The sequence below is a fragment of the Proteus genomosp. 4 str. ATCC 51469 genome, assembly GCF_003144375.1.
Taxonomy (GTDB): Bacteria; Pseudomonadota; Gammaproteobacteria; order Enterobacterales; family Enterobacteriaceae; genus Proteus.
Map to the genome: position 1 here is coordinate 331,659 of NZ_PENV01000001.1, position 24,146 is coordinate 355,804.

At 37.2% G+C, this 24,146-nt stretch carries 17 protein-coding genes; 8 read left to right on the plus strand and 9 right to left on the minus strand.

What is annotated here, in order from left to right; all coding sequences use genetic code 11:
- Window positions 1-353 precede the first annotated feature (353 nt).
- The 5 genes from lpdA to ampD all read right to left on the minus strand — a co-directional run bounded on the left by lpdA (window position 354) and on the right by ampD (window position 8,332).
- On the minus strand, window positions 354-1,781 hold the full coding sequence (lpdA, locus tag DK866_RS01570; RefSeq protein ID WP_072063363.1) for a dihydrolipoyl dehydrogenase: 1,428 nt from the start codon (window positions 1,779-1,781) through the stop codon (window positions 354-356).
- Between the two features lie 201 nt (window positions 1,782-1,982).
- Window positions 1,983-3,851, minus strand: a complete 1,869-nt coding sequence (gene aceF / locus DK866_RS01575; RefSeq protein ID WP_109407445.1) for a pyruvate dehydrogenase complex dihydrolipoyllysine-residue acetyltransferase — start codon at window positions 3,849-3,851, stop codon at window positions 1,983-1,985.
- 12 nt (window positions 3,852-3,863) lie between these two features.
- On the minus strand, window positions 3,864-6,530 hold the full coding sequence (gene aceE, locus DK866_RS01580; protein ID WP_109407446.1) for a pyruvate dehydrogenase (acetyl-transferring), homodimeric type: 2,667 nt from the start codon (window positions 6,528-6,530) through the stop codon (window positions 3,864-3,866).
- 163 nt (window positions 6,531-6,693) lie between these two features.
- Window positions 6,694-7,464 (minus strand): pyruvate dehydrogenase complex transcriptional repressor PdhR, encoded by a 771-nt coding sequence (gene pdhR / locus DK866_RS01585; protein WP_072069345.1) that lies wholly within the window; start codon window positions 7,462-7,464, stop codon window positions 6,694-6,696.
- Between the two features lie 325 nt (window positions 7,465-7,789).
- The gene (ampD, locus tag DK866_RS01590; RefSeq protein WP_109407447.1) at window positions 7,790-8,332 is read right to left on the minus strand and encodes a 1,6-anhydro-N-acetylmuramyl-L-alanine amidase AmpD; all 543 of its coding nucleotides are present in this window, start codon (window positions 8,330-8,332) and stop codon (window positions 7,790-7,792) included.
- A 211-nt stretch (window positions 8,333-8,543) separates the two neighbouring features.
- Here ampD and ppdD point away from each other — a divergent pair, with 211 nt between their 5' ends.
- From ppdD to yacG, 6 genes are all read left to right on the plus strand, one after another.
- Complete coding sequence (gene ppdD / locus DK866_RS01595; RefSeq protein WP_109407448.1) at window positions 8,544-8,987, plus strand: prepilin peptidase-dependent pilin; 444 nt, start codon at window positions 8,544-8,546, stop codon at window positions 8,985-8,987.
- An 84-nt stretch (window positions 8,988-9,071) separates the two neighbouring features.
- Window positions 9,072-10,172, plus strand: coding sequence for an ATPase, T2SS/T4P/T4SS family (locus tag DK866_RS01600; protein WP_208105209.1), 1,101 nt, complete (start codon window positions 9,072-9,074; stop codon window positions 10,170-10,172).
- The gene (locus tag DK866_RS01605) at window positions 10,169-11,368 is read left to right on the plus strand and encodes a type II secretion system F family protein (protein ID WP_109407450.1); all 1,200 of its coding nucleotides are present in this window, start codon (window positions 10,169-10,171) and stop codon (window positions 11,366-11,368) included. Before DK866_RS01600 ends, DK866_RS01605 begins: the two co-directional genes overlap by 4 nt.
- Window positions 11,369-11,601: 233 nt before the next feature.
- Window positions 11,602-12,225, plus strand: coding sequence for a dephospho-CoA kinase (gene coaE, locus DK866_RS01610; RefSeq protein WP_109407451.1), 624 nt, complete (start codon window positions 11,602-11,604; stop codon window positions 12,223-12,225).
- On the plus strand, window positions 12,218-12,970 hold the full coding sequence (zapD, locus tag DK866_RS01615) for a cell division protein ZapD (protein ID WP_109407452.1): 753 nt from the start codon (window positions 12,218-12,220) through the stop codon (window positions 12,968-12,970). The genes coaE and zapD overlap by 8 nt, the downstream gene beginning before the upstream one ends.
- A gap of 54 nt (window positions 12,971-13,024) precedes the next feature.
- A complete protein-coding gene (gene yacG, locus DK866_RS01620) occupies window positions 13,025-13,237 on the plus strand; it encodes a DNA gyrase inhibitor YacG (RefSeq protein ID WP_109407453.1) in 213 nt (70 codons plus the stop codon).
- A 77-nt stretch (window positions 13,238-13,314) separates the two neighbouring features.
- Here yacG and mutT read toward each other — a convergent pair whose 3' ends face one another.
- The 4 genes from mutT to tnaC all read right to left on the minus strand — a co-directional run bounded on the left by mutT (window position 13,315) and on the right by tnaC (window position 16,759).
- The gene (gene mutT / locus DK866_RS01625) at window positions 13,315-13,707 is read right to left on the minus strand and encodes an 8-oxo-dGTP diphosphatase MutT (RefSeq protein WP_109407454.1); all 393 of its coding nucleotides are present in this window, start codon (window positions 13,705-13,707) and stop codon (window positions 13,315-13,317) included.
- A gap of 106 nt (window positions 13,708-13,813) precedes the next feature.
- A complete protein-coding gene (locus tag DK866_RS01630; protein WP_109407455.1) occupies window positions 13,814-15,064 on the minus strand; it encodes an aromatic amino acid transporter in 1,251 nt (416 codons plus the stop codon).
- 72 nt (window positions 15,065-15,136) lie between these two features.
- A complete protein-coding gene (locus DK866_RS01635; protein WP_109407456.1) occupies window positions 15,137-16,540 on the minus strand; it encodes a tryptophanase in 1,404 nt (467 codons plus the stop codon).
- A 114-nt stretch (window positions 16,541-16,654) separates the two neighbouring features.
- A complete protein-coding gene (gene tnaC, locus DK866_RS20300) occupies window positions 16,655-16,759 on the minus strand; it encodes a tryptophanase leader peptide (protein WP_071788547.1) in 105 nt (34 codons plus the stop codon).
- An 827-nt stretch (window positions 16,760-17,586) separates the two neighbouring features.
- Here tnaC and DK866_RS01645 point away from each other — a divergent pair.
- Both DK866_RS01645 and hpmA read left to right on the plus strand, forming a co-directional pair.
- The gene (locus DK866_RS01645; protein WP_109407457.1) at window positions 17,587-19,272 is read left to right on the plus strand and encodes a ShlB/FhaC/HecB family hemolysin secretion/activation protein; all 1,686 of its coding nucleotides are present in this window, start codon (window positions 17,587-17,589) and stop codon (window positions 19,270-19,272) included.
- 33 nt (window positions 19,273-19,305) lie between these two features.
- Window positions 19,306-24,039 (plus strand): calcium-independent hemolysin HpmA, encoded by a 4,734-nt coding sequence (gene hpmA / locus DK866_RS01650; RefSeq protein WP_109407458.1) that lies wholly within the window; start codon window positions 19,306-19,308, stop codon window positions 24,037-24,039.
- The last annotated feature ends 107 nt before the right edge of the window (window positions 24,040-24,146 follow it).

Here is a 24,146-nt window from a genome sequence, read left to right on the forward strand (position 1 = left end):
AATTCGTTCACATAAAAGTAACATTAATCAGATTCAAATATCCACTTATTCAGATTAAAACACTTAAACAAAATATATAACAGAGACTTTTAACCAAGATTTTGGTTAATAACCACACTTTTTATAGTTTTTTTCATACCCAAATTAGCACTAAAGTAAAATTTACGGCCAAATAAACATCAATCACACAAAATAACCAGCATCACACAGTAGAAGGCGATCAGCATTTCAATAAAAAATATAAAAAAAGAGCCAAGTTCCATAAAGAACTTAGCCCTTATCATTTAAACTACTTTAGTAAACTGTTTTCAGTAAAGCTATTTTCAGCAAAACTGTTTCCAGTAAAAAGTCGCTTATTTTTTCTTTTTCGCTTTTGGATTTGGCAGGTCAGTGATGCTACCTTCAAATACTTCCGCAGCCATACCAATTGATTCGTATAACGTTGGGTGAGCGTGGATAGTTAATGCGATATCTTCAGCATCACAACCCATTTCGATTGCCAGACCAATTTCACCTAACAGTTCACCACCGTTAGAACCAACAATTGCACCACCGATAACACGGTTAGTTTCTTTGTCGAAAATCAGTTTAGTCATACCATCAGCACAATCTGATGCGATTGCACGGCCTGATGCAGCCCATGGGAAAGAAGCCACTTCATAGCTAACGCCTTTCTCTTTCGCTTCTTTTTCTGTCATACCAACCCATGCAACTTCTGGTTCAGTATAAGCGATTGATGGAATAACTTTAGGATCGAAGTAATGTTTTTTACCAGAAATAACTTCTGCTGCAACGTGACCTTCATGAACACCTTTGTGAGCCAGCATTGGTTGACCAACAATGTCTCCGATAGCAAAGATGTGAGGTACATTAGTACGCATTTGTTTGTCAACATGGATAAAGCCACGATCATCAACTTCGATGCCTGCTTTACCTGCGTCTAATAATTTACCGTTAGGTACACGACCGATAGCAACCAATACTGCATCGTAACGTTGTGGTTCTGCTGGGGCTTTTTTGCCTTCCATCGTTACGTAGATGCCATCTTCTTTTGCTTCAACCGCAGTTACTTTGGTTTCTAGCATCAGGTTAAATTTCTTGCTGATACGTTTGGTAAATACTTTAACCACGTCTTTATCAGCAGCAGGAATAACCTGATCAAACATTTCAACCACGTCAATCTGAGAACCCAGAGAGTGATAAACAGTTCCCATTTCCAGACCGATGATACCGCCACCCATAACCAGTAAACGCTCTGGTACGGTTTTCAGTTGCAGCGCATCTGTTGAATCCCATACTCGTGGGTCTTCATGTGGAATAAATGGTAATTCGATTGGACGTGAGCCGGCAGCAACGATTGCATTTTCAAAAGTGATGGTAGTTGTACCCTCACCACCTTCAACAGACAATGTGTGAGAACCAGTGAATCGTGCTTCGCCATTAACAACAGTCACTTTACGGCCTTTAGCCATGCCCGCTAAGCCACCGGTTAATTGAGAAATAACTTTGTCTTTCCAGATGCGAATTTTGTCGATATCTGTTTTTGGTGCATCAAAAACAACACCGTGTTCAGATAATGCTTTCGCTTCTTCGATAACTTTAGCAACGTGGAGTAACGCTTTAGAAGGGATACAACCCACGTTCAGACAAACACCACCTAAAGTAGAGTGACGTTCAACTAAAACTGTTTCTAAACCTAAGTCAGCGCAACGGAACGCCGCGGAATAACCCGCAGGGCCTGCACCGAGAACCACTACCTGTGCTTTAATTTCAGTACTCATCGTGACCTCATTATTTATTTGTCCGGCGAGTCAGACGAAAATCCATATTTAACACCGAGACTTACATACCGCATGCAGTTTACAGAAATGTTAATAAACTGAAAAGCGCTCTAACATGACGGATCTCACAACCTAAGATGTATGACTGTAAAATCCATCATCGTAATCAGAGAAACCGGCGCTAAGCACCGGTTTAAATAATTACATTACCAAACGACGTAAATCGCTCATGTACTGATTAATCAGAGTGATAAATCGAGCACCATCAGCACCATCGATCACACGGTGATCGAAAGATAATGACATTGGTAGAATCAAGCGTGGTACGAACTCTTTACCATTCCATACAGGTTTCATAGAAGAACGGGAAAGTCCCATAATCGCAACTTCTGGTGCGTTAACGATTGGTGCAAAACCGGTAGTACCGATACCACCAAGGCTAGAAATTGTGAAACATCCGCCTTGCATATCCGCAGCTGTCAGTTTACCTGCACGTGCTTTCTTAGAAACTTCAGCTAACTCATAAGACAGTTCGATAATGCCTTTTTTGTTAACATCTTTGAAAACAGGAACAACTAAACCGTTAGGTGTATCTACAGCAATACCGATATTGATGTATTTTTTCAGGATCAGTTTCTGTCCATCTTCAGAGATAGAGCTGTTAAAGCGTGGCATATCTGCCAGTGCTTTTGCTGCTGCTTTCATCACGAAGACTAACGGAGTGATCTTAACATCCAGTTTTTTCTTCTCTGCTTCTTTATTTTGCTGTTTACGGAATTCTTCAACCTCAGTGATATCTGCTTCATCGAACAGATTTACGTGAGGGATCATCACCCAGTTACGGCTTAAGTTAGCACCAGAGATTTTCTGGATACGGCTTAATTCAACTTCTTCAATTTCACCAAACTTGCTGAAGTCAACTTTCGGCCAAGGTAACATGCCTGGTAATCCGCCACCTGCATTTTCTGGCGCTGATTCAGCACGTTTAATTAACTCTTTCACGTAAGACTGAACGTCTTCACGTAAGATACGGCCTTTACGACCAGTACCTTTCACTTTCGCTAAATTCACACCAAATTCACGCGCTAAGCGACGAATAACAGGTGTTGCATGAACGTAAGCATCATTTTCAACGAATTCTTCTTTTGCTGCTGGTGCAGTTGCTTGTGCTTTAGCAGGTGCTGCTGGTGCAGAACTTGCTGGTGCTGGTGCGGCTGCCGCTGGTGCTGCTTGAGCAACAGGTGCTGCACCGGCAACTTCAAACGTCATGATCAGTGAGCCAGTTTTCACTTTGTCGCCCACTGCAATTTTGATCTCTTTAACCACACCTGCAAATGGTGCTGGAACTTCCATAGAAGCTTTATCACCTTCAACGGTGATCAGTGATTGTTCTTCAGAGATGGAATCACCTACTTTAACCATCACTTCAGTAACTTCAACTTCGTCACCACCGATATCTGGTACATTCACTTCTTTCACAGCAGATGTTGCTGGTGCAGATGCTGCTGGAGCTGGTGCTACTTGAGCAACAGGTGCGCTACCTGCAACTTCAAATACCATGATAAGAGAGCCTGTGCTCACTTTATCACCAGTTGCGATTTTAATTTCTTTCACAACGCCAGCAAATGGAGCTGGAACTTCCATAGAAGCTTTATCACCTTCTACAGTGATCAGCGATTGTTCTTCAGCAACGCTATCGCCCACTTTTACCATCACTTCGGTAACTTCAACTTCGTCACCGCCGATATCTGGTACATGAACTTCTTTTAATTCTGCCGTTGCAGGCGCTGCTGCTGGCGCAGGAGCAGCTGCTTGAGCTGGTGCAGCTTGCGCGGCACCTTCTGCTTCAAAAATCATGATAAGAGAACCAGTTTGGACTTTATCGCCCACAGCAATTTTGATCTCTTTCACTACACCCGCTTGTGGTGATGGGACTTCCATAGAAGCTTTGTCGCCTTCTACAGTAATTAAGGATTGTTCTTCCTCAATACGGTCGCCCACTTTCACCATCACTTCGGTGACTTCAACTTCATCAGCACCGATATCTGGGACTTTAATTTCAATAGACATTCACTTTACCTCTTACGCCAGACGTGGGTTTACTTTTTCAGGGTTGATGTTGTATTTATTGATTGCTTCTTCAACAACCTTCACATCAATCTCACCACGTTTAGCTAATTCACCTAATGCAGCAACAATCACATAAGAAGTATCAACTTCGAAGTGGTGACGCAGGTTTTCACGGCTATCAGAACGACCGAAACCATCTGTACCTAATACGCGGTAATCATCTGCTGGTACATAAGTACGAACTTGTTCAGCGAACAGTTTCATATAGTCAGTAGAGGCTACAGCTGGTGCATCATTCATAATTTGAGCGATGTAAGGTACACGCGGTGCTTCAGATGGGTGTAGCATGTTCCAACGCTCACAGTCTTGACCATCACGAGCCAGTTCAGTGAATGAAGTTACGCTATAAACATCAGAACCAATACCGTATTCAGTAGACAGGATTTGTGCTGCTTCACGAACGTGACGCAGAATAGAACCTGAACCCAGTAACTGAACTTTACCTTTCGCGCCTTCCAGTGATTCCAGTTTGTAGATACCTTTACGGATACCTTCTTCAACACCGGCTGGCATTGCTGGCATATGGTAGTTTTCATTGAGTGTAGTGATGTAGTAATAAACGTTTTCTTGTTTATCACCATACATACGCTCTAAACCATCTTGCATGATAACAGCAACTTCATAAGCAAATGCTGGATCATAAGAGATACAGTTAGGGATAGTCAGCGATTGAATATGACTATGACCATCTTCGTGTTGTAAACCTTCACCGTTAAGTGTTGTACGGCCTGAAGTACCACCCACTAAGAAGCCACGAGCTTGTTGGTCACCTGCTGCCCAGCATAGGTCGCCAATACGTTGGAAACCAAACATTGAGTAGTAGATATAGAATGGGATCATTGGCAGGTTGTTAGTGCTGTAAGATGTTGCAGCTGCTAACCAAGATGCGCCAGCACCCAGTTCGTTGATACCTTCTTGCAGAATTTGACCTTTAACGTCTTCTTTATAGTAAGCAACTTGCTCACGATCTTGAGGCGTATATTGCTGGCCATTCGGGCTATAAATACCGATTTGACGGAACAGGCCTTCCATACCGAAAGTACGTGCTTCGTCAGCAATAATTGGAACTAAACGATCTTTGATAGATTTATTTTTCAACATTACGTTCAGTGCACGAACGAATGCGATAGTTGTAGAAATCTCTTTAGATTGTTCTTCCAGTAATTGGCTGAAATCTTCCAGTGTCGGAATATCCAGTTTTTCTTCAAAACGAGGACGACGTGCTGGCAAGTAACCGCCTAAATCCTGACGACGTGCGTGTAGGTATTTGTATTCTTCTGACTCTTTGTCAAAAGTAATATAAGGCAGGTCTTTGATTTGCTCATCAGCAACTGGAATATTGAAACGATCACGGAAATGGTGAACGCCATCCATGTTCATTTTTTTAACTTGGTGAGCAATGTTTTTACCTTCTGCTGTTTCACCCATACCATAACCTTTAATGGTTTGAGCTAAAATAACAGTTGGTTTGTTTTGAGTGTCTTTTGCTTTTTGGAATGCAGCAAAAACTTTCTTCGGATCGTGACCACCACGGTTTAATGCCCAGATTTCATCATCAGTCATATCTTTAACTAATGCAGCAGTTTCTGGGTAACGATTGAAGAAATGCTCACGAACATAAGCGCCATCACGAGATTTAAATGTCTGGTAATCACCATCCAGCGTTTCATTCATTAATTGAATGAGTTTACCAGAGGTGTCTTTACGCAGAAGCTCATCCCAACGATCGCCCCACATTACTTTGATAACGTTCCAGCCAGCACCAGCAAAGATACCTTCTAATTCGTTAACAATTTTGCCGTTACCTGTAACTGGGCCATCAAGACGTTGTAAGTTACAGTTAACAACGAAGCACAGGTTATCTAATTTTTCGCGAACTGCGATGGTGATTGCACCTTTAGATTCTGGTTCGTCCATTTCGCCATCGCCTAAGAACGCATAAACAGTTTGTTTAGTCGTATCTTTTAAGCCACGGTGATTTAAATATTTCAGGAATTTAGCTTGATAAATTGCAGATAGAGGCCCCAGACCCATAGAAACAGTTGGGAACTGCCAGAATTCAGGCATTAATTTAGGGTGTGGATAAGAAGATAAACCTTTACCACCAATTTCTTGACGGAAGTTGTTTAATTGTTCTTCTGTTAAACGACCTTCTAAGAATGCGCGTGCATAGATACCTGGGGAGATATGTCCTTGGAAGTAAACTAAGTCGCCGCCATCAGTTTCATTTTGAGCACGGAAGAAGTGGTTAAAACACACTTCATATAACGTTGCAGAAGATTGGAATGACGCCATGTGTCCGCCGAGTTCCAAATCTTTTTTGGATGCACGCAGAACCATCATTACTGCGTTCCAGCGAATAGCAGAACGAATACGACGCTCTAATTCCAGATTGCCAGGGTAAGCGGGTTCATCTTCAGCAGGAATGGTATTGATATAATCACTGTGTACAGAGCCGCCTAAAGCAATATTAAGACCGCCATTACGGGCTTGTTTTAATACCTGATCAATCAGGAACTGTGCACGCTCAACACCTTCTTCACGGATGACCGAGTCGATCGCTTGTAACCAGTCGCGAGTTTCGATCGGATCCACGTCATTTTTCAGCATATCTGACATGGTGTATTCCTTATCTGTTATCTGTTTTTAATGGTTATGGGAGTCTATCTTCCCGTTATACCCATTTGATATGACGGGAAGATAGACCCTGCTGTTATTACCGCTATCCCTGAAAATCACAGGGAGATAGGTAGTACAGACTCAGCGGTCAGGATCTGTGCTACTAAAATAAATCAGGGTGTTGTTGGAGCCGGCGCAAAGAGCGCTCACGGCGAGTATGTTCACGACTCATATCCAACAAAACATCTTCAATAAAGGCTAAATGGCGATGTGAAGCTTCACGCGCTACCTCTGGCTCTCTATTAATAATAGCCTGATAAATCTGACTACGATGCTCACTTACGGCAGTTAACATCTCTTTACGAGTGTAAAGAAACTCAAAATTCTGGCGGATATTCTGCTCAAGCATAGGTACCATGCATCTTAATAAATGTAATAGAACAACATTATGAGCAGCTTCCGTGACAATTAATTGATATTGCAATACAGCTTCAGACTCAGCGACCAAATCACCCTTTTCGTGGGCCTTCAAAATACAATCATGGCTTGCTTTGATACGAGCAAGATCTTCATCAGTACCGCGTAACGCTGCATAATAAGCAGCAATGCCTTCAAGGGCATGGCGCGTTTCTAAGAGATCAAATTGAGATTCGGGATGTCCGCTAAGCAGTTGAGCTAAAGGATCACTAAAACTTTGCCAGAGATTATGCTGAACAAATGTTCCACCGCCTTGGCGACGAAGTAAAAAACCTTTAGCTTCTAATTTTTGGATAGCTTCACGCAATGAAGGGCGGGATACATCAAATTGCTTCGCCAGCTCACGCTCAGGTAAGAGTTTTTCTCCTGGACGCAGAGTGCCTTCTAAAATCAGATGCTCAAGCTGTTGCTCAATGACATCAGAAAGCTTAGGTTGACGGATTTTTGTATAAGCCATATTGCTGGAAGCCATTATTGGATAACTATTACCTTTGTGATTGAGTTGTCAATTGGTAATACCAATTTAATATAACGGATAATAAAGTAACAAAGTATTCACTAACTGTCCATACAGTTGTTGAGCGAAATCATAAAAACCTGCAAATTTTAACAAATTATTTTAAAAATTCATCAAAAGTGATAACTAGATCGCATTATACTGAAACGTTAAAAATAAATTTTTTAACGTTTTTTAAACACATAAACAGTCAAACTGAAGCGTGACAGCAATAATTAACTGAATAAACAATCATTATAATCAGTTTTTAATTCATCCATCTCTGTTATTTCGTTAACAAACTATGAAAATAGTCCCAATCAAAGTGAGGCCCTGGATCTGTTTTTCTATTTGGTGCAACATCACTATGCCCTGTAATGTTCTCTTTAATGGCAGGATAAAGCGTAATAAGTGATTGAGTTATCTTGGCTAATTGCTGATATTGGTTTGGTGTAAAATCACAATTATCAGTGCCTTCAAGCTCTATACCAATAGAGAAATCATTGCACTTTTCTCTACCTTTATATAAAGAAACGCCCGCATGCCACGCTCTATCTGTAAAAGGCACATATTGCACAATTTCACCATCACGCCGAATAAGACAATGAGCAGATACTCTTAAGCCGATTATTTCACTAAAAAAAGGATGATCTTCCTCTGATAACGTATTGGTAAATAACCTATCAATATAAGGCCCACCAAATTGACCTGGTGGCAAACTGATATTGTGAACAATCAGTAAAGAGGGGGCTTCGCCTTCAGGCCTTTTATCATGATTTGGTGAAGGTACTTTTCTTGCATCAATAAGCCAACCTTGTTTAATTTCCACATCAACCCTCTTCTACTATGTTTTAGCTATTATCAATAATTTTATTAACTCATATTCATCAATAAATGCGAACTTTCTCTTAATAATAAAGGTTAATTTTGTATAACTCTGTTTTCTTTTCGATATTTTACTCAAATTTTATTTTATCTATTCGCCAATAAAGTCCTTTTTTTTCATACTTCTAGTGTCTATTAATCAAGGAGGACGCTAGATGAACGCACTTAATTATCACTCATCTGAAAATGGCTTTACCCTTATGGAACTCATGATTGTCATTGCCATTATTTCTATTCTAAGCTCTGTCGCTATTCCCGCTTATCAAGGCTATATCCAAAAAGCGGCTTTAACCGATATTTTACAAACGCTCTCCCCTTATCGCTCAGCCGTTGAATTATGTCGTTATGAAAATGAACTTCACCATTGCGATTCTGACTCAACATTTATGCCACCACAATTTCGCAGTCGATATCTTTCTGAAGTATCTGTATTAAATGGTGTCATTAATGCAACCGGGAAAGCACAACTTGAAGGCCTAACGATTGTTATGTCTTTAGAAAAAAATGCGGGAGATTATCTTCCTATATGGAGGACACAATGCTCCGCCACTAATACTAGGTTACAAAAGCAATGCACTGAAATATTCAAATCATATTAATACATTATGGATATTGGGGAACATTCGTATCGAATGTTCCTGTATTAAAACAACGCAAATAAAGTAAATATAAAAAGGTGAATAATGGATATCACATACTCAGCAACAGAATTTATTGAACATCTATTACGCCATAGCATTTTAATGCGTGTTTCTGATTTACATATTGAACCTCAACAATTCAATTTTAGAATTAGAGCCAGAATAGATAACCATTTATATTTATTTTCTCCACCTCCGGATGAATTCTCAGAAGAAATAGTAACGCGTTTAAAAATATTGGCTAACTTAAATATTACAGAAAAACGATTACCTCAGGATGGTCAATTTACTTGGTCTTATCATGATAAAAACTATTCAATACGAATAGCTACACTTCCCACTCTTTATGGTGAAAAAATCGTTTTGCGCCTTATTAATAACCTCCAACAACCTGAATTAAACCATTTAGGATTTCAACCATCTCATTTAACACTATTAAAAAAATATTTAAATTTACCGCAAGGTATGATTTTAGTCACAGGCCCAACAGGTAGTGGAAAAACACTAACTTTATATAGTTGCTTACATTATTTAAACAAAGATAACCGTAATATAAATAGTGTTGAAGATCCCATCGAATTACCACTAGATGGTATTAATCAAATTCAGATTTGTGAAAAAATGGGGATCACATTTACGACAATACTACGCGCATTATTACGTCAAGATCCCGATATTATAATGGTGGGTGAAATTCGCGATCCCCCCACTGCTGAAATGGCAATAAAAACAGCACAAACAGGACATCTTGTTTTATCCACATTACACACTAACTCCACAGATGCCACCTTAATGCGCCTACATAATTTAGGCATTGCAAAAGATCTTATTCACTCTTGTATTAGTTTGATTATTTCACAGCGATTAGTGCGCTGTTTATGCTCACATTGTAAAACCTGCTTACCCAATAAAAAACAGATTAATATCAATGAAGAAATCATTGAATTACCGAATTGGCAAGCAATAGGTTGCCAGCAATGCAGTTCTGGCTATAAAGGAAGAACAGCAATCTATGACTGTTTTGAACCAACAAAACAAGCACATGCATCTCCCTATAATTTACTCCATTCAGGTTTTCTATTAATTAAACAAGGGATAACAACACTTGAGGAGGTTTATCAAACACTGGGGGATATTGAATGAGATTACAGCAAATTTATCATTACGATGCATTGAGCTATCAAGGCGAATGGTGTTCAGGAAACATTCTCGCATCATCAAATAATGATGTTTTTATTAAATTAACACAGCAACAAAAAATTCCCATAAAAATACATTTATACAAAATCGTGATATTCCAAGAAAGTGATAAAAAATATCGTATTCAATTACTTGAACAACTCGCATTATTACTTCACTCAGGTTTAGCACTTTTACCTGCTTTAACACTATTAAAAAATGAGTGTCGTTATGTTCATTGGCAATGTGTATTAGATGATATTATTTTTAACTTAATGCAAGGCGGTACATTATCAAAACAGTTAAGCCGTTATCCCGTTTATTTTCCACTTTCATTAGTACGCTTTATTTTTATTGGCGAAGAAAGCGGAAAGTTAAATGAAGTCATAACACTTCAAATAACACAATTAAAAAAACAACAAGAAATAGTTAAAAAAATCAAAAAATCTTTTAAATATCCACTTTTTTTATTGGTTATTTTATTTTCTATTACCAGTATTATGTTGTTATATGTTTTACCAGAATATCAATCCTTATACAGTGCCTTTAATACTGAGCTTCCTGATTTAACATTAGCATTAATTGCTTTCTCAAAATGGTTTTCTAACTATATTTTTATAATGCTCGTTTCCTTTATTGGCCTAATATTGCTTTATCATTTTATCCGGCATTATTCACCACTCTTTTATTATTATGAACAAGCTATTTTTCTTCATCTACCTTATTTCGGTACGCTATTAAAACACCATCAACTCTATCTTATTTTTCAGATAATAAGTATTACACAACAAGCTGGTTTACCATTATTACAAGGCTTAACGATTATTATAGAACAACTTGCACATCCCATTTATAAACGTCAGCTATTACAAATGAGTGAACACATTACGCAAGGAAAATCATTAAGTTTATTTATGAAAAATGCGTCTTATTTTCCTCCCATTTGTCATCAATTTATCATTTGTGCAGAAAATTCAGGACAGTTACTCTATTTTTGTCAACAATTAAGTGATTGGTTTTATCATCAGCTTGAAGAACAATTAAATACTATCAGTACATGGTTAGAGCCGATGTTAATGGCGATAATTGCATTGATTATTGGTACATTAATCATGGCTATGTATCTTCCTATATTACAGTTAGGTGATACTATACAGTGAATCACAAATTTTATGAGTAATATGCTATTGTGATCTTTCTTGCTAAGTGATTGATTGATGATAATTCTATTACTGATTATGAGGTAGGATGTCAGGGTAGCAGAAAATCATCTATCATAATAACCGAATAAAACCTAAATATTGCGGTTATTATCTTGTGATAAAAACAAAATTAGGCTTTAGAATATCCATACTAATAGCAAATTTTAATTCATTAAAAATAGATAAACACAATGGCTTATACGGTTGCTCTTACAGGCGGAATAGGTAGTGGTAAAACCACTATTGCTAATGCTTTTGCCTCATTAGGTGTGCCTCTTGTTGATGCTGATGTTATTGCTCGATTAGTGGTAGAACCTCACTCCTTTGGGCTAAATGCGCTACATCAACATTTTGGTGACAACATTTTATTGCCTGATGGTTCATTAAATCGAGCTCAGCTACGCCAGATTATTTTTCAAAATGATGAAGAAAAAACTTGGGTCAATAATCTTCTTCACCCTTTGATACAGCAAGAGACTCAAAGACAAATACAACAAATTAAAACCCCTTATTTTATTTGGGTTGTTCCTTTATTAATTGAAAATAAATTAACTCACTTAGCCTCTCGTGTTCTTGTCGTTGATGTCACCCAAGAAGAACAAATAGCAAGAACAATGAAACGGGATGGCGTAAGCCGAGAGCAAGTGCTCAATATTTTAAAGGCACAAGCTCAAAGACAAGAACGATTAGCCGCTGCTGATGATATTATTGAAAATCACGATAATAGCCAAAATATAATTGGCAAAGTTAAGCAACTCCATCAGCATTACTTAGAATTAGCTCAACAAGCGTTACAGGACAACAGCCATGAGTGATGACATCACAACTATCATCTTCGAACATCCCTTAAATGAAAAAATGCGTTCATGGCTTAGAATTGAAAACTCATTAATTCAAATTAACAGTTTTCGGACAATTGATTCATTACCTACCGCACTCTCTTTTTTCCGCGCGATATCAGAATTTATTGAAGTGCTTGATCGTGGTGAAATTCGTGCTGAACTACTTAAAGAATTAGAAAAAAGACAAAAAAAATTACAACAATGGCTTTCATTTCCTAATGTTGATAAAGAAATTGTCACTCAAATTATTAATGAACTGGCCGAAAATGCAGCGGTATTAAGTCAAGCTCCGCGAATTGGTCAGCACTTAAAACAAGATAAAGTGATTAGTTTAGTCAAACAGCGCCTAAGCATTCCTGGTGGATGCTGTAACTTTGATGTGCCAGCATTGCATTTGTGGTTAAGTTTACCTCAAACCATCCGTGATGAAAGATTACAAAACTGGATGACAGGCTTGTTACCATTACAAAATGCATTAAATAGCTTACTAACGCTTATTCGCCAATCAGATACTTTTAAACCAGCGTTAAGCCATCGTGGTTTTTACCAAGATAGTGCTGAAGAAGGTGAATTGCTACGTCTTAAAATTGCCATTGACCACCAGATCTACCCTCAAGTATCTGGTCATAAAAATCGTTATGCAATCCGCTTCTTACCACTTAATAGTGAAAATGGAACAATACCGCTAGAACTACCCTTTGAGATTGCTTGTTGCTAACATTGTGTTGATTACCATGAACACCTATCGCGCCAATGAAATCTAGGAGAGATGATGAGCGAAGAATTAATTGTGAAATGTCCAACCTGTCAAACAGAAGTTATTTGGAATGAAAGTAGCCCTTATCGTCCTTTTTGTAGTAAACGTTGCCAACTTATTGATTTAGGTGAATGGGCTGACGAATCAAAACGCATTCCAAGCCAAAGCGATATCAATGACAGTGACGACTGGAGTGAAGTGCCACAATCTGAGCCTAAAGATTTTTAATGATCCGATTAAGAATATAAAAAATAGCCACTCATTGGAGTGGCTATTTTATTTATTACTACATCATTTATATATTTTTATTTTTGTAACAACGCCACAATTGTGCGGTTAGCCGGTGGAAAATCATCAGCATTTAATGATGCGATAGAAGTCCATTTTGAATCTTGCCCTTCTTTACCGTATGGCTCATTATCCCATTGAGTCACTAAGAAAAAAGATAATGTGATGTGCCTATCTGGAAAATCATGCTCTACCGTTTCAAAAAGCGAGCACTGTGTTACATCAATACCAATTTCCTCTTGTAACTCACGCAATAACGCCTGCTCAGGAGTTTCTTTATCTTCTAACTTTCCCCCCGGAAATTCCCAAAATCCCCCCATATGCGATTTTAGAGGGCGTTGGGTGATAAAGACATTATTGTTTTGATCACAAATAATACCCGCAGCAATATGTAGCTTTTTTTTATCCATTATAGGCAACCTATTGAATAGTCCAGTTATTATAACAACTTAACGTTATTATAACGTATATCCAATGGCGCTACTCTGGTTTTCTTTCCCTGATTATATCGATTAATTAACGATAAATAGGCAAGAAACCAAACTGTGCTAATGTTTGGCAAATAATACCTACAGCACCAAAAGCAATAACAGAATAAATTAACCCTTTACCACCCCATACTTTAAAACCTGAGTTAGGAAATTTTTCTCGTGCTTTCAGTGCCATAACTGCAGGACAAATAATTGCCCAGATACAAGCCGCCGTACCTGCATACGCAATTGCAATTAAGAAACCATTAGGGAAAAGCAAGCAGAGCAATAAAGGTGGTGTGAAACATAAAACACCTGATTTTAAGCGCCCTGTTTTGTTATCTTTAAATTTCAGTGATGCTAAAATATAGTCAAACAAACCAATCGCTACCCCTAAGAATGAACAGAATACGGCACTAATTGAGAACCATAATAAAAAACCTTCAATATATTTACTATTCAAGACGGTATATAACGAATCAATAAAGGCATCTAAGTTACCGCCTTTTTGAATAATGGTAATAAATTGTTCACGGGGTAGATTCCCCATAGTACCAATCATCCAAAGTAAATAAATAACTAGCGCTAACACACAACCAATCACACAACTCTTAACAACCTTTCTTTCATTTTCATGATAAAGCTTATAAAGGCTACAAACATTTCCATGATATCCAAATGAAGTTATCGCATAAGGAATAATGATAAAAATAAATGGATAAAGATATAACTGGTTTTTCCCTTCAAAAGTTGCGCTAAATAATAAGTCGCCACTTGCTTTAAAGAATAAACCAGAAAAAGCGAATACAAATAGAACAATTTTAATAAATAAGAAAATGGAAGTTAAGCGACTAGCACAAGCGCCTCCCCACCATATTGTTGCTCCAAGCACGATAGTGAATACAAAAAATATTGCTCTAAGGTTTAGATTAATGCCATATAATAATGACGCCTCATAAATAATCGAACCCGCCGCAGAAATATAAGCATAAATTAATATATATAATACAAATATTAAAGATGCATTAGCAAGATAACAGGCCCATGTTGGCAATAACTCTTTTGATATATGAAAGTAGTTTGTTCCTGCCCCATATTTTGAAATACATTCAAGAATATAAATCCCTGAGTGAAACATAAAAAAACAAACAATAAACAATATAAAGAGTGAGTTAATAAACCAAGCGCCAGACATTATTGTTGGGAGGCTAAACATTCCCGCACCGATCATGGCGCCACCCAACACAAATCCCCCTACAATAATTGAGGGTTCTTTATTTACCGACTTATTTTCCATTTTTTAGTCCTTACTGAAATAAGGATAGGGCTCTCGCATTGCACGAGAGCCATTATTATTGTGGAGTATTATTTATTTGATAGGTTTTAATCTAGCAGTAAAGTGTCTTAATACAGGTGGTTCATATTCGAACTCAAGACCTTTAAGCGTTTTAAACTTCTCTTTTAAGCCAATAAGCGCATCAGCAATATAATCCATATGGTCGTTAGTATAAACACGACGAGCAATGGTTAAACGCATAAATTCCATATCTGCATGTTTTTGTTCACCTGTTGCAGGATCACGACCCAATAAGAACGAGCCAATTTCAACAGCACGGACACCAGATTCTAAATAAAGAGCATTAATTACCGCCTGAGCAGGGAATTGATCACCAGGGATATGCGGCACTAATTTTTTACAGTCAACGAAAACAGCATGTCCGCCTGTAGGATATTGAATTGGAATACCCGCTTCACGTAAGCGATCGCCCAAGTATTGTACCTGACCAATACGATAGTGCAGATATTCTTCCTCTGTACCCTCTTCTAAACCTTGTACCATAGCAGCCATATCACGACCAGCTAAACCACCATAAGTGACAAAACCTTCCATCGGTACGCAACGCTGTCTTGCTAATGTAAAGACTTCTTCATTATCACGAATAGAGACTAAACCACCGATATTTAACAATGGATCTTTCTTCGCTGACATGGTTAATGCATCAGCATATTTATACATGTCTAAAATAACTTCTTTAATTGTGGCATTTTTATATTTTGGATCACGCTGTTTAATAAAATACGCATTTTCACAGTAACGAGCTGAATCCATCACAACAAAAATACCGTGTTGTTTGGCAATTTCATAAACTTCTTTTAAATTATCCATTGAAACAGGCTGACCACCAGCACTATTACAGGTCACGGTTGAAACAATGGCAACAACGTTATCAGCACCATGCTTAGCAATATTTTCTTTTAATTTAGCAATATCAAAATTGCCTTTCCAATCATCATAGGTTTCTGAATCAAATGCTTTTTCAGTAACAATATTAATTGCTTTACAGCCATTTAATTCAACGTGTGCTGCTGTTGTGTCAAAATGGAAGTTAGAAATGAAAACAGGATTTTTCGCTTTTCCATCTTTTTGTTTATATTTTAATAATACTGGGAAAAGAATATTTTCAGCACCACGGCCTTGGTGAGCAGGAATAATATAATCGTAATTAAATAGTTCTTTGGCTTTATCTTTTAAATCATAATAGTTTCTTGAACCTGCATAAGCTTCATCACCTGTGATCATCGCTGCCCATTGATGATCACTCATTGCGTTAGTACCAGAGTCTGTTAATAAATCTATATAAACGGCATGACTTGGTAATAGGAATGGGTTATAACCAGCTTCTTTTAATGCAGCCTCACGTTCTTCTCTTGAAGGAACACGGATTTTTTCTACCATTTTAATGCGGAATGGTTCTACAATTCTTTTAGCCATGATAATACCTTTAATATATATTAAATTATAAAATTACGAATAAATAAAATAATCTTTCCATTTAAATTAAACGGAAAAAGAGTATTAAATTATTTGGATAGATATAAAAAAGGATTATTTTTCAGGAAAGAAGAAGGCGAGTTCAGAATCAATATTAAACCATTTCTTCAATCTGAAGAAACCTCTTAATATTATCAAGACATTAAATGATGAGAACATACTTTAACCCTTATAGTCAGGAAATAGTACAATTTACATGCTAATTTATATAACAGTTAAACACGATTAGTAATATAACAATAGTATATTTTGGACAGTTATCACACTATTTATGATAAATAATATATTAACGTGATCACTATCACTTACTTCAATTTTTAATAAACTATTTTTTATAGTTTAAATTTTTATTGATATCATTAAGTGGTAATACCTGTATTTATATTACATTTTCATAATATTGAAATAAAACCCCAATAACCTTACTTTTAATTATGATTAATTATTTAACAATAAAAACATGATATCTTTACTTTTATAAATCCTATTTTATTCATTAAAATGAAATAATAATTCATGAAATCTTTATTTCATAATACAACATTAATAAACTTACAAATAACAAATGAAAAGGGATTACTTTAAATTTCTTCATTTACTAGAACTTCCTCTCATTATTTACACACTCTTAATAAAAAATGAAATTTTATTAATTAACACAGAAAAATTGATGTTAACTTAAACAGAGAGAAAAATAACATGATAGATTATAACTATGAAAATCAATGTTATAGATAGCATTCCATTGAATCATTTGTTTAATTAACACTATTATCAATATTAATCATTTTAGTTATGGCGATATTTTATATTAAAAGAGTTGAAAATTTATCTTTATTTCATTGATTTTTAATTTATTTTCATATTGAGAGTGACTAGTATTTATTATTTTTAAATTAAAGATAATATAAAAACATTAATTATTATCTTACTATATTTAAGCCATATTATTTATATTTGAATTAATACCTTTATATTGAGGTAAAATGAGAAAAAAAGTTATTTTATTAACACTATTAAGTGGATTTTCAACCAGTGGATTAACAGCAAATGACGCCGGTTATTTAGGCTCGATGGGAGAATCGCGGCGCGCATTACAAGATAGCCAACGTGAAATAAATCAACTTATTGAACAAAATCGCTATCAACAACTTCAAGAAAATGCATTAGAGGTTTCACCTACCCCCACACTTATTACTGAATCAGAACATTGTTTACCTATTAATGGTGTTTATGTTCAAGGAATTACTTTACTTAATGAAAAAGATCTTGATTCATTAACACCAATACCAGAGCAATGTATAAAAAGTGCAGACGTTAACCGATTAGTCAAAGAGTTAACTCAACACTACCTTCAACATGGTTATATCACAGCCAGGGTCCAATTTTTACGCCCTAATGAAGAACAACAGCTTGGATTATATGTTATTGAAGGCTTTATTGAAAAAATACAGGGTGGTGACCGAGGTGTTAACACAACTTTACTTTTTCCTCATATTGAAGGAAAACCGCTAAAACTGTCAAAGCTTGATCAGGGACTTGATCAAGCTAACCGTTTACAATCCAATAAGGTCAAACTGGATATATTGCCGGGTACACAATTAGGTGGCTCCATTATTCAGCTCACCAATCAACGCCAAGCACCTTGGCACTTGAATATTTCAAGTGATAATTATGGGCAAAAAAACTCAGGACGCTGGTTAGTTCGAACGAATGCAAGCTTAGACAGTCCCTTGGGGCTATCCGATTTTATCAGCTTAAATGCTAGCATCACCACAGACAATCCAAATACACGTTTTAATCATGCTTATACTCTACTCTATTCTTTACCTTATGGTGCATTGACATTAAGTACTTTTGGTAGCTATTCAGAGTACGAATTTCATCAAGCATTACAAACACGTACGATACGTTTGTCCGGGAATACCACACAAGTGGGTTTAAGGGGAGATTACGCTTTTTATCGTAGTCAAAAACAGATAGATACCTTAAACATGCAGATAACACATAAACGGATACGCAACTATTTCAGCCAAATCCGCTTAGATCTAAATAGTCCAGCACTCACAACCGTAGAGCTAGGCATCAACCATTTACACATTATTCCCAACGGCGTTGTCAGTGTTAATTTAAGCGCAGAAAAAGCTATTGATTGGTTTGGTGCAGACGGCTCACCTCATGTTGCTAATGGTGGTGGTAATGACTATCGCTTTACAAAAGTTAAACTTTTTGCCAATTGGCAACATCGCTTTTCATTATCGGATTCTACATTTTTATTCAATAGCGCTTTCATTGGTCAATATAGTCCTGACACCTTACCGGGAGTTGAATGGCTCAGTTTAACCGATAAAAATGCGATCCGCGGTTTTGATCAAAGCACGCTTTCTGGTGATAACGGAGGGTATTTACGTAATACCCTTTCTTATCCTTATCGAATAAATACCTTTTCAATCACCCCTAGAATTGGCCTAGATGCAGGTCGTGTTCAACAACATGGCAACTATGAAGGATGGCGTAGTGGTTATGGACTCAGTTCAGGCTTAAATCTTCAATATCAAAAAGCACAATTTGATATTGAAGTTGCTAAGGGGCATTTGCTTTACAACCAAACGAATTCCAATAAAACCAAAGACCCTACTCAAGTGTTAGTTAGATTTTCATATTTATTTTGATTCACACTCATAGCAATAAACGGAGAAAACTCTATGAACTCAAAAAATTTCAAGCTCTCTCCTTCGGGTAGGCTTGCTGCATCTTTAGCGATTATTTTCGTATCATTAAATGCATATGCTGGCGGTATTGTTCCTGATTCGGGCAATCAAGGACCGAATGTTTCATCTGTCAATGGTGGCACTCAAGTCATTAATATCGTTACACCAAATAGTGAAGGTATTTCTCACAACCAATATCAAGATTTTAATGTAGGCAAACCTGGCGCAGTATTTAACAACGCCTTAGAAGCCGGGCAATCACAACTTGCAGGGCAATTAAATGCCAACAGTAATTTAAATGGGCAAGCCGCGTCTTTAATTTTAAATGAAGTTGTTAGCCGTAACCCATCATTCTTATTAGGTCAACAAGAAGTCTTTGGTATTGCTGCGGAATATGTTTTGTCTAACCCGAATGGCATCACTTGTGATGGCTGTGGTTTTATCAATACAAGCCGATCTTCTTTAGTCGTGGGTAATCCACTGTTTGAAAACGGTGAGTTAAAAGGATATAGCACACTTAACAACACCAATTTACTTTCTATTGGTAAAAACGGTTTATATGCTCCGGGTCTTTTAGATTTAATAGCACCACGTATTGATAGCAAAGGAAAAATAACTGCTGCTGAAATTTCAGCGTTAACAGGACAAAACACCTTCTCTCAACGTTTTGATATTCTTACATCACAAAAACCAACTTCTGCACTAGATAGCTATTTCTTCGGAAGCATGCAATCTGGTCGTATTCGTATTATTAATACCGCAGAAGGAAGTGGTGTTAAGTTAACAGGTAAATTCGTTTCTGATAATGAGTTAAGTGTAAAAGCTGATAATATTCAAACAGATAGTCAAGTTCGTTACGATAGTTTCGACAAAGATGGCAGTGAAAATTACCAAAATTACCGTGGTGGTATCGCAGTTAATAATAGTGGTTCAAGCCAAACTCTAACAAAAACAGAGTTAAAAGGTAAAAACATCACATTAATTGCTGATAATAAAAACCAAATCAAAGCCTCTGATTTAATGGGTGATGATATTTTATTACAAGGCGCTCATTTAACTGTTGATGGAAAACAGCTACAACAAAAAGAGACTGATACCGACAATCGCTGGTTCTATTCTTGGCAGTATGATGTCACTAAAGAAAAAGAACTCGTGCAACAAGTTGGTAGCCATATTGATGCCAAAAACAATGCCACACTAACAGCAACTCAAGGTGATGTCACACTTGAAGGTGCAAAAGTTAATGCAGGTAATACTCTGGCAATTAATGCCAATAAAGATATTAATATCAATGGATTAATTGAAAAAGAAAATCGCAGTGAAAATGGCTATAAACGTAACCACACTTCTCGTCTAGAGACAGGTAGTTGGAGCAATAGCCATCAAACAGAAACGTTAAAAGCCAGTGAATTGACTGCAGGTAAAACACTAGGCTTAAATGCTGAAGGCTCAGTAACAGCTCAAGGTACAAAATTACATTCTAATGAGAATGTTGTGGTTAACGCCAAAGAGAATATCAATCTTAATGTTCAAAATACCAACAATGATAAAACCGTGACCGACAATCATGTTGTTTGGGGCGGGATCGGCGGTGGTAATAATAAGAACAATAACAACAAACAAGAAGTCAGCCATTCAACACAATTAACGGCAGATGGACAACTGTTACTTGCGGCAGATAATAGTGTCAAAATCACTGGGAGCCAAATCAAAGGCAATCAAGGTGCTTTTGTTAAGACAATCCAAGGTGATGTCGTAATTGATAATGCAATTAGCGAAACCATCACTAAAACGGATGAACGCACAGGTACAGCTTTTAATATTACTAAAAACTCCCACAAAAATGAAACTAATCAACAACTTTCAACTGGTAGTGAATTAATTTCTGATGCGCAATTAACTGTTGTCAGTGGGAAAGATGTCAATGTCATCGGTAGCCTAATTAAAAGTGCTGATGAGTTAGGTATTGAATCTTTAGGTGATATCAACGTTAAATCGGCACAACAAACTACAAAAATCAATGATGAAAAAACATCATTAGAAATCACTGGTCACGCTAAAGAAGTTGAAGACAAACAATATAGCGCTGGTTTTCATATCACTCATACATCCAATAAAAACAATAGCACAGAGACAGAACAAGTTGGCTCCACTCTCAGTGGTGGCAGTGTTAAAGTTCAAGCGGATAAAGATGTCACTTTTGCTGGTTCTGACTTAAAAACAACAGCAGGTAATGCCACTGTTTCTGGTGACAATGTTGCCTTTGTTTCAACAGAAAACAAAAAAGAGACTGACAGTACAGATAGAACCATTTCAGGTGGCTTTAGCTATACTGGTGGCGTTGATAAAATCGGTAACAAAGCTGATTTTCAATATGACAAACAGCATACAACAACCAAAATCACCAAAAATAAAGGTAGTGAAACTCAAGTTGCAGGTGATTTAACTATCACTGCAAACAATGATGTAACCCACCAAGGTGCATCACACAAAGTTGATGGCGCTTATAAAGAATCAGGTGAAAATATTAATCACCTTGCTGCCAATGATAGTGCAACATCTAAAACAGATACTTTAAATGTAGGTATCGATGTGGGTGTTAATCTTGATTATAGTGGCGTCACTAAACCAATTAAGAAAGCCGTTGAAGATGGTGTTGATGCTACTAATCCAGACAGCAACAAAGGTATTGATAAAAAAGTTACCTTTAGAGATGCCATTAGCAATCTTGCTAACTTAAGTAGCTTAGAAGCACCTAATGTGGGCGTTGAAGTTGGAGTGAAAGGTGGCGGAAGTCAGAAATCACAAAACGATACCCAAGCGGTTTCAACATCGATTACTGCTGGTAAAATTAATACTGACAGCAATAACACCTTACATGACCAAGGAACTCATTATCAATCAACCCAAGGTGATGTTGCACTAACTGCTAACACTCATACTAGTGAAGCAGCACAAAATAAACACCAAGGCTCCTTCCATGAAACAACAGGAGGTGGTCAAGTAGGTGTCAGCACCAAAACTGGCTCTGACATTACCGTAGCAATTAAAGGTGAAGGTAAAACCACTGACACTAGTTTAACGACAATAAAAGCTGAAGGTAGCCAATTTAACTCAGCAGGCAATATCAATATTAATGTACGCGAAGATGCACATTATGAAGGCGCTAAGTTTGATGCTCAAGAGGGTAAAACTGTCATTAATGCTGGCGGTGATTTAACGCTTGCACAAGCAACAGATACCCACACTGAAAGTCAACATAACGTAAATGGCAGTGCAAACCTGAAAGTAGGTACAACACCAGACAGTAAAGATTATGGTGGCGGCTTTAACGCAGGTGGTGCAAATCATCAAAAAGATCAGACAACAGCAAAAGAGGGTTCAGTAAATGGCTCTCAAGGTATTGAGTTAAACTCAGGCCATAATCTGACTTTACAAGGCACTCATTTAACCAGCGAAAATGATGTTGCTCTGACCGCCACCAACAAAGTTGATTTCCAAGCAACTGAATCTCAACGTACTGAAACAGGTAAAAACTTATCAGGTGGATTACAAGCAGGATTTGGCCAAAAAACGGGAGAGAAATCCTCTTCTGTCAATGGATTAGGTGGCGCTGAATTTGCTATTGGTAAGCAAGATGAAAAAACAGTCTCGCGTGAAGGTGGCACAATCGCTAACCAAGGTAATTTAACCGTTAATGGTAGTTCAGTTAACCTTCAAGGTACTAAAGTTAATAGCAAAGATACGCAATTAACGTCTCAATCTGGAGATACTACACTCACATCAGCACAATCAACTGATTACAAAAACAATTGGGGTACTGATATTTCTTTAAATGGCAAACAAACCAATACTATGCCAAAAGAAGTGACTGAAGAAAACCCAGCAACCTCTATCCATAATATTGGTGGCAAAGTTTTAGTAAACGTTGAAGATCAGCAAAAATCTACTCACCAAAATGCCTCTGTAGAAACAGGCACATTAACTGTAAATAGCGATAAAAACCTCGCTCTTTCTGGTGCAAATGTTTCTGCGGATAATGTAACGGGTAATGTGGGTGGTGACTTTACAGTAACTAGCCAGAAAGACAGTGATCGTCATGTTAATGTTGATGTAAATGTCGGTTACAACCACAACAATGATCCTAAATCTAGCCAAGTTGATAAAACAGCCAAAGCAGGCGGATCATTGTTAGAAAATACGATCAAAGAGACTATTGATTCAGGAATTAAATCTGCAACAGATGTTATTTCTGATAAATACAATTCTCTTTCTTCCGCTATTGCAGATAAAACAGGTATCAGTGGTGAGACAAAAGCAAAAATTGATAAAGGTGTTGGTACAATAGGTAACGGTATCAAAAATATCGTTACTGGAGCGGAAGGTCATACCGCCAATGCCGATATCAATGTCTCTCATATTGATAATGATGCTGTAGCCCAAACCTCGACCTTAACCAGCAAAAATGATATTTCATTAAATGTAAGTGGTACAACTAAGCTTACAGGTGCTGAAATTAAAAGTGAGCAAGGTCAGGTTGATTTAGGTGGTAGCAACGTTCAATTAAATAATATTGAAGGTCATCAATATGAAGCCGGTGCAGATCTTGATCTGAAATCATCTGCTGTTGATTTAGTGAAACAACTGGCAGGTGGTGATTTATCATTAAAATCACCTGTTAAAGTTAATGAAACTGTAAACACAAAATCGTCTATTTCTGAAAAATAATAGATACCCCATAAAAGAGTAATGCCTATTCTTTTGTAAGCCAAACCCGCTTGTTATCACAATAAGCGGGTTTTTTATTTATCTGCTTAGATTTCACTGATCATCCA

What these genes read in the sequence shown, in the direction of transcription:
- lpdA (WP_072063363.1), bottom strand. Translation starts at nt 1,781, where the DNA reads ATGAGTACTGAAATTAAAGCACAGGTAGTGGTTCTCGGTGCAGGCCCT.
- aceF (WP_109407445.1), bottom strand. Translation starts at nt 3,851, where the DNA reads ATGTCTATTGAAATTAAAGTCCCAGATATCGGTGCTGATGAAGTTGAA.
- aceE (WP_109407446.1), bottom strand. Translation starts at nt 6,530, where the DNA reads ATGTCAGATATGCTGAAAAATGACGTGGATCCGATCGAAACTCGCGAC.
- pdhR (WP_072069345.1), bottom strand. Translation starts at nt 7,464, where the DNA reads ATGGCTTATACAAAAATCCGTCAACCTAAGCTTTCTGATGTCATTGAG.
- ppdD (WP_109407448.1), top strand. Translation starts at nt 8,544, where the DNA reads ATGAACGCACTTAATTATCACTCATCTGAAAATGGCTTTACCCTTATG.
- DK866_RS01600 (WP_208105209.1), top strand. Translation starts at nt 9,072, where the DNA reads ATGGATATCACATACTCAGCAACAGAATTTATTGAACATCTATTACGC.
- DK866_RS01605 (WP_109407450.1), top strand. Translation starts at nt 10,169, where the DNA reads ATGAGATTACAGCAAATTTATCATTACGATGCATTGAGCTATCAAGGC.
- coaE (WP_109407451.1), top strand. Translation starts at nt 11,602, where the DNA reads ATGGCTTATACGGTTGCTCTTACAGGCGGAATAGGTAGTGGTAAAACC.
- zapD (WP_109407452.1), top strand. Translation starts at nt 12,218, where the DNA reads ATGAGTGATGACATCACAACTATCATCTTCGAACATCCCTTAAATGAA.
- yacG (WP_109407453.1), top strand. Translation starts at nt 13,025, where the DNA reads ATGAGCGAAGAATTAATTGTGAAATGTCCAACCTGTCAAACAGAAGTT.
- mutT (WP_109407454.1), bottom strand. Translation starts at nt 13,707, where the DNA reads ATGGATAAAAAAAAGCTACATATTGCTGCGGGTATTATTTGTGATCAA.
- DK866_RS01630 (WP_109407455.1), bottom strand. Translation starts at nt 15,064, where the DNA reads ATGGAAAATAAGTCGGTAAATAAAGAACCCTCAATTATTGTAGGGGGA.
- DK866_RS01635 (WP_109407456.1), bottom strand. Translation starts at nt 16,540, where the DNA reads ATGGCTAAAAGAATTGTAGAACCATTCCGCATTAAAATGGTAGAAAAA.
- tnaC (WP_071788547.1), bottom strand. Translation starts at nt 16,759, where the DNA reads ATGTTCTCATCATTTAATGTCTTGATAATATTAAGAGGTTTCTTCAGA.
- DK866_RS01645 (WP_109407457.1), top strand. Translation starts at nt 17,587, where the DNA reads ATGAGAAAAAAAGTTATTTTATTAACACTATTAAGTGGATTTTCAACC.
- hpmA (WP_109407458.1), top strand. Translation starts at nt 19,306, where the DNA reads ATGAACTCAAAAAATTTCAAGCTCTCTCCTTCGGGTAGGCTTGCTGCA.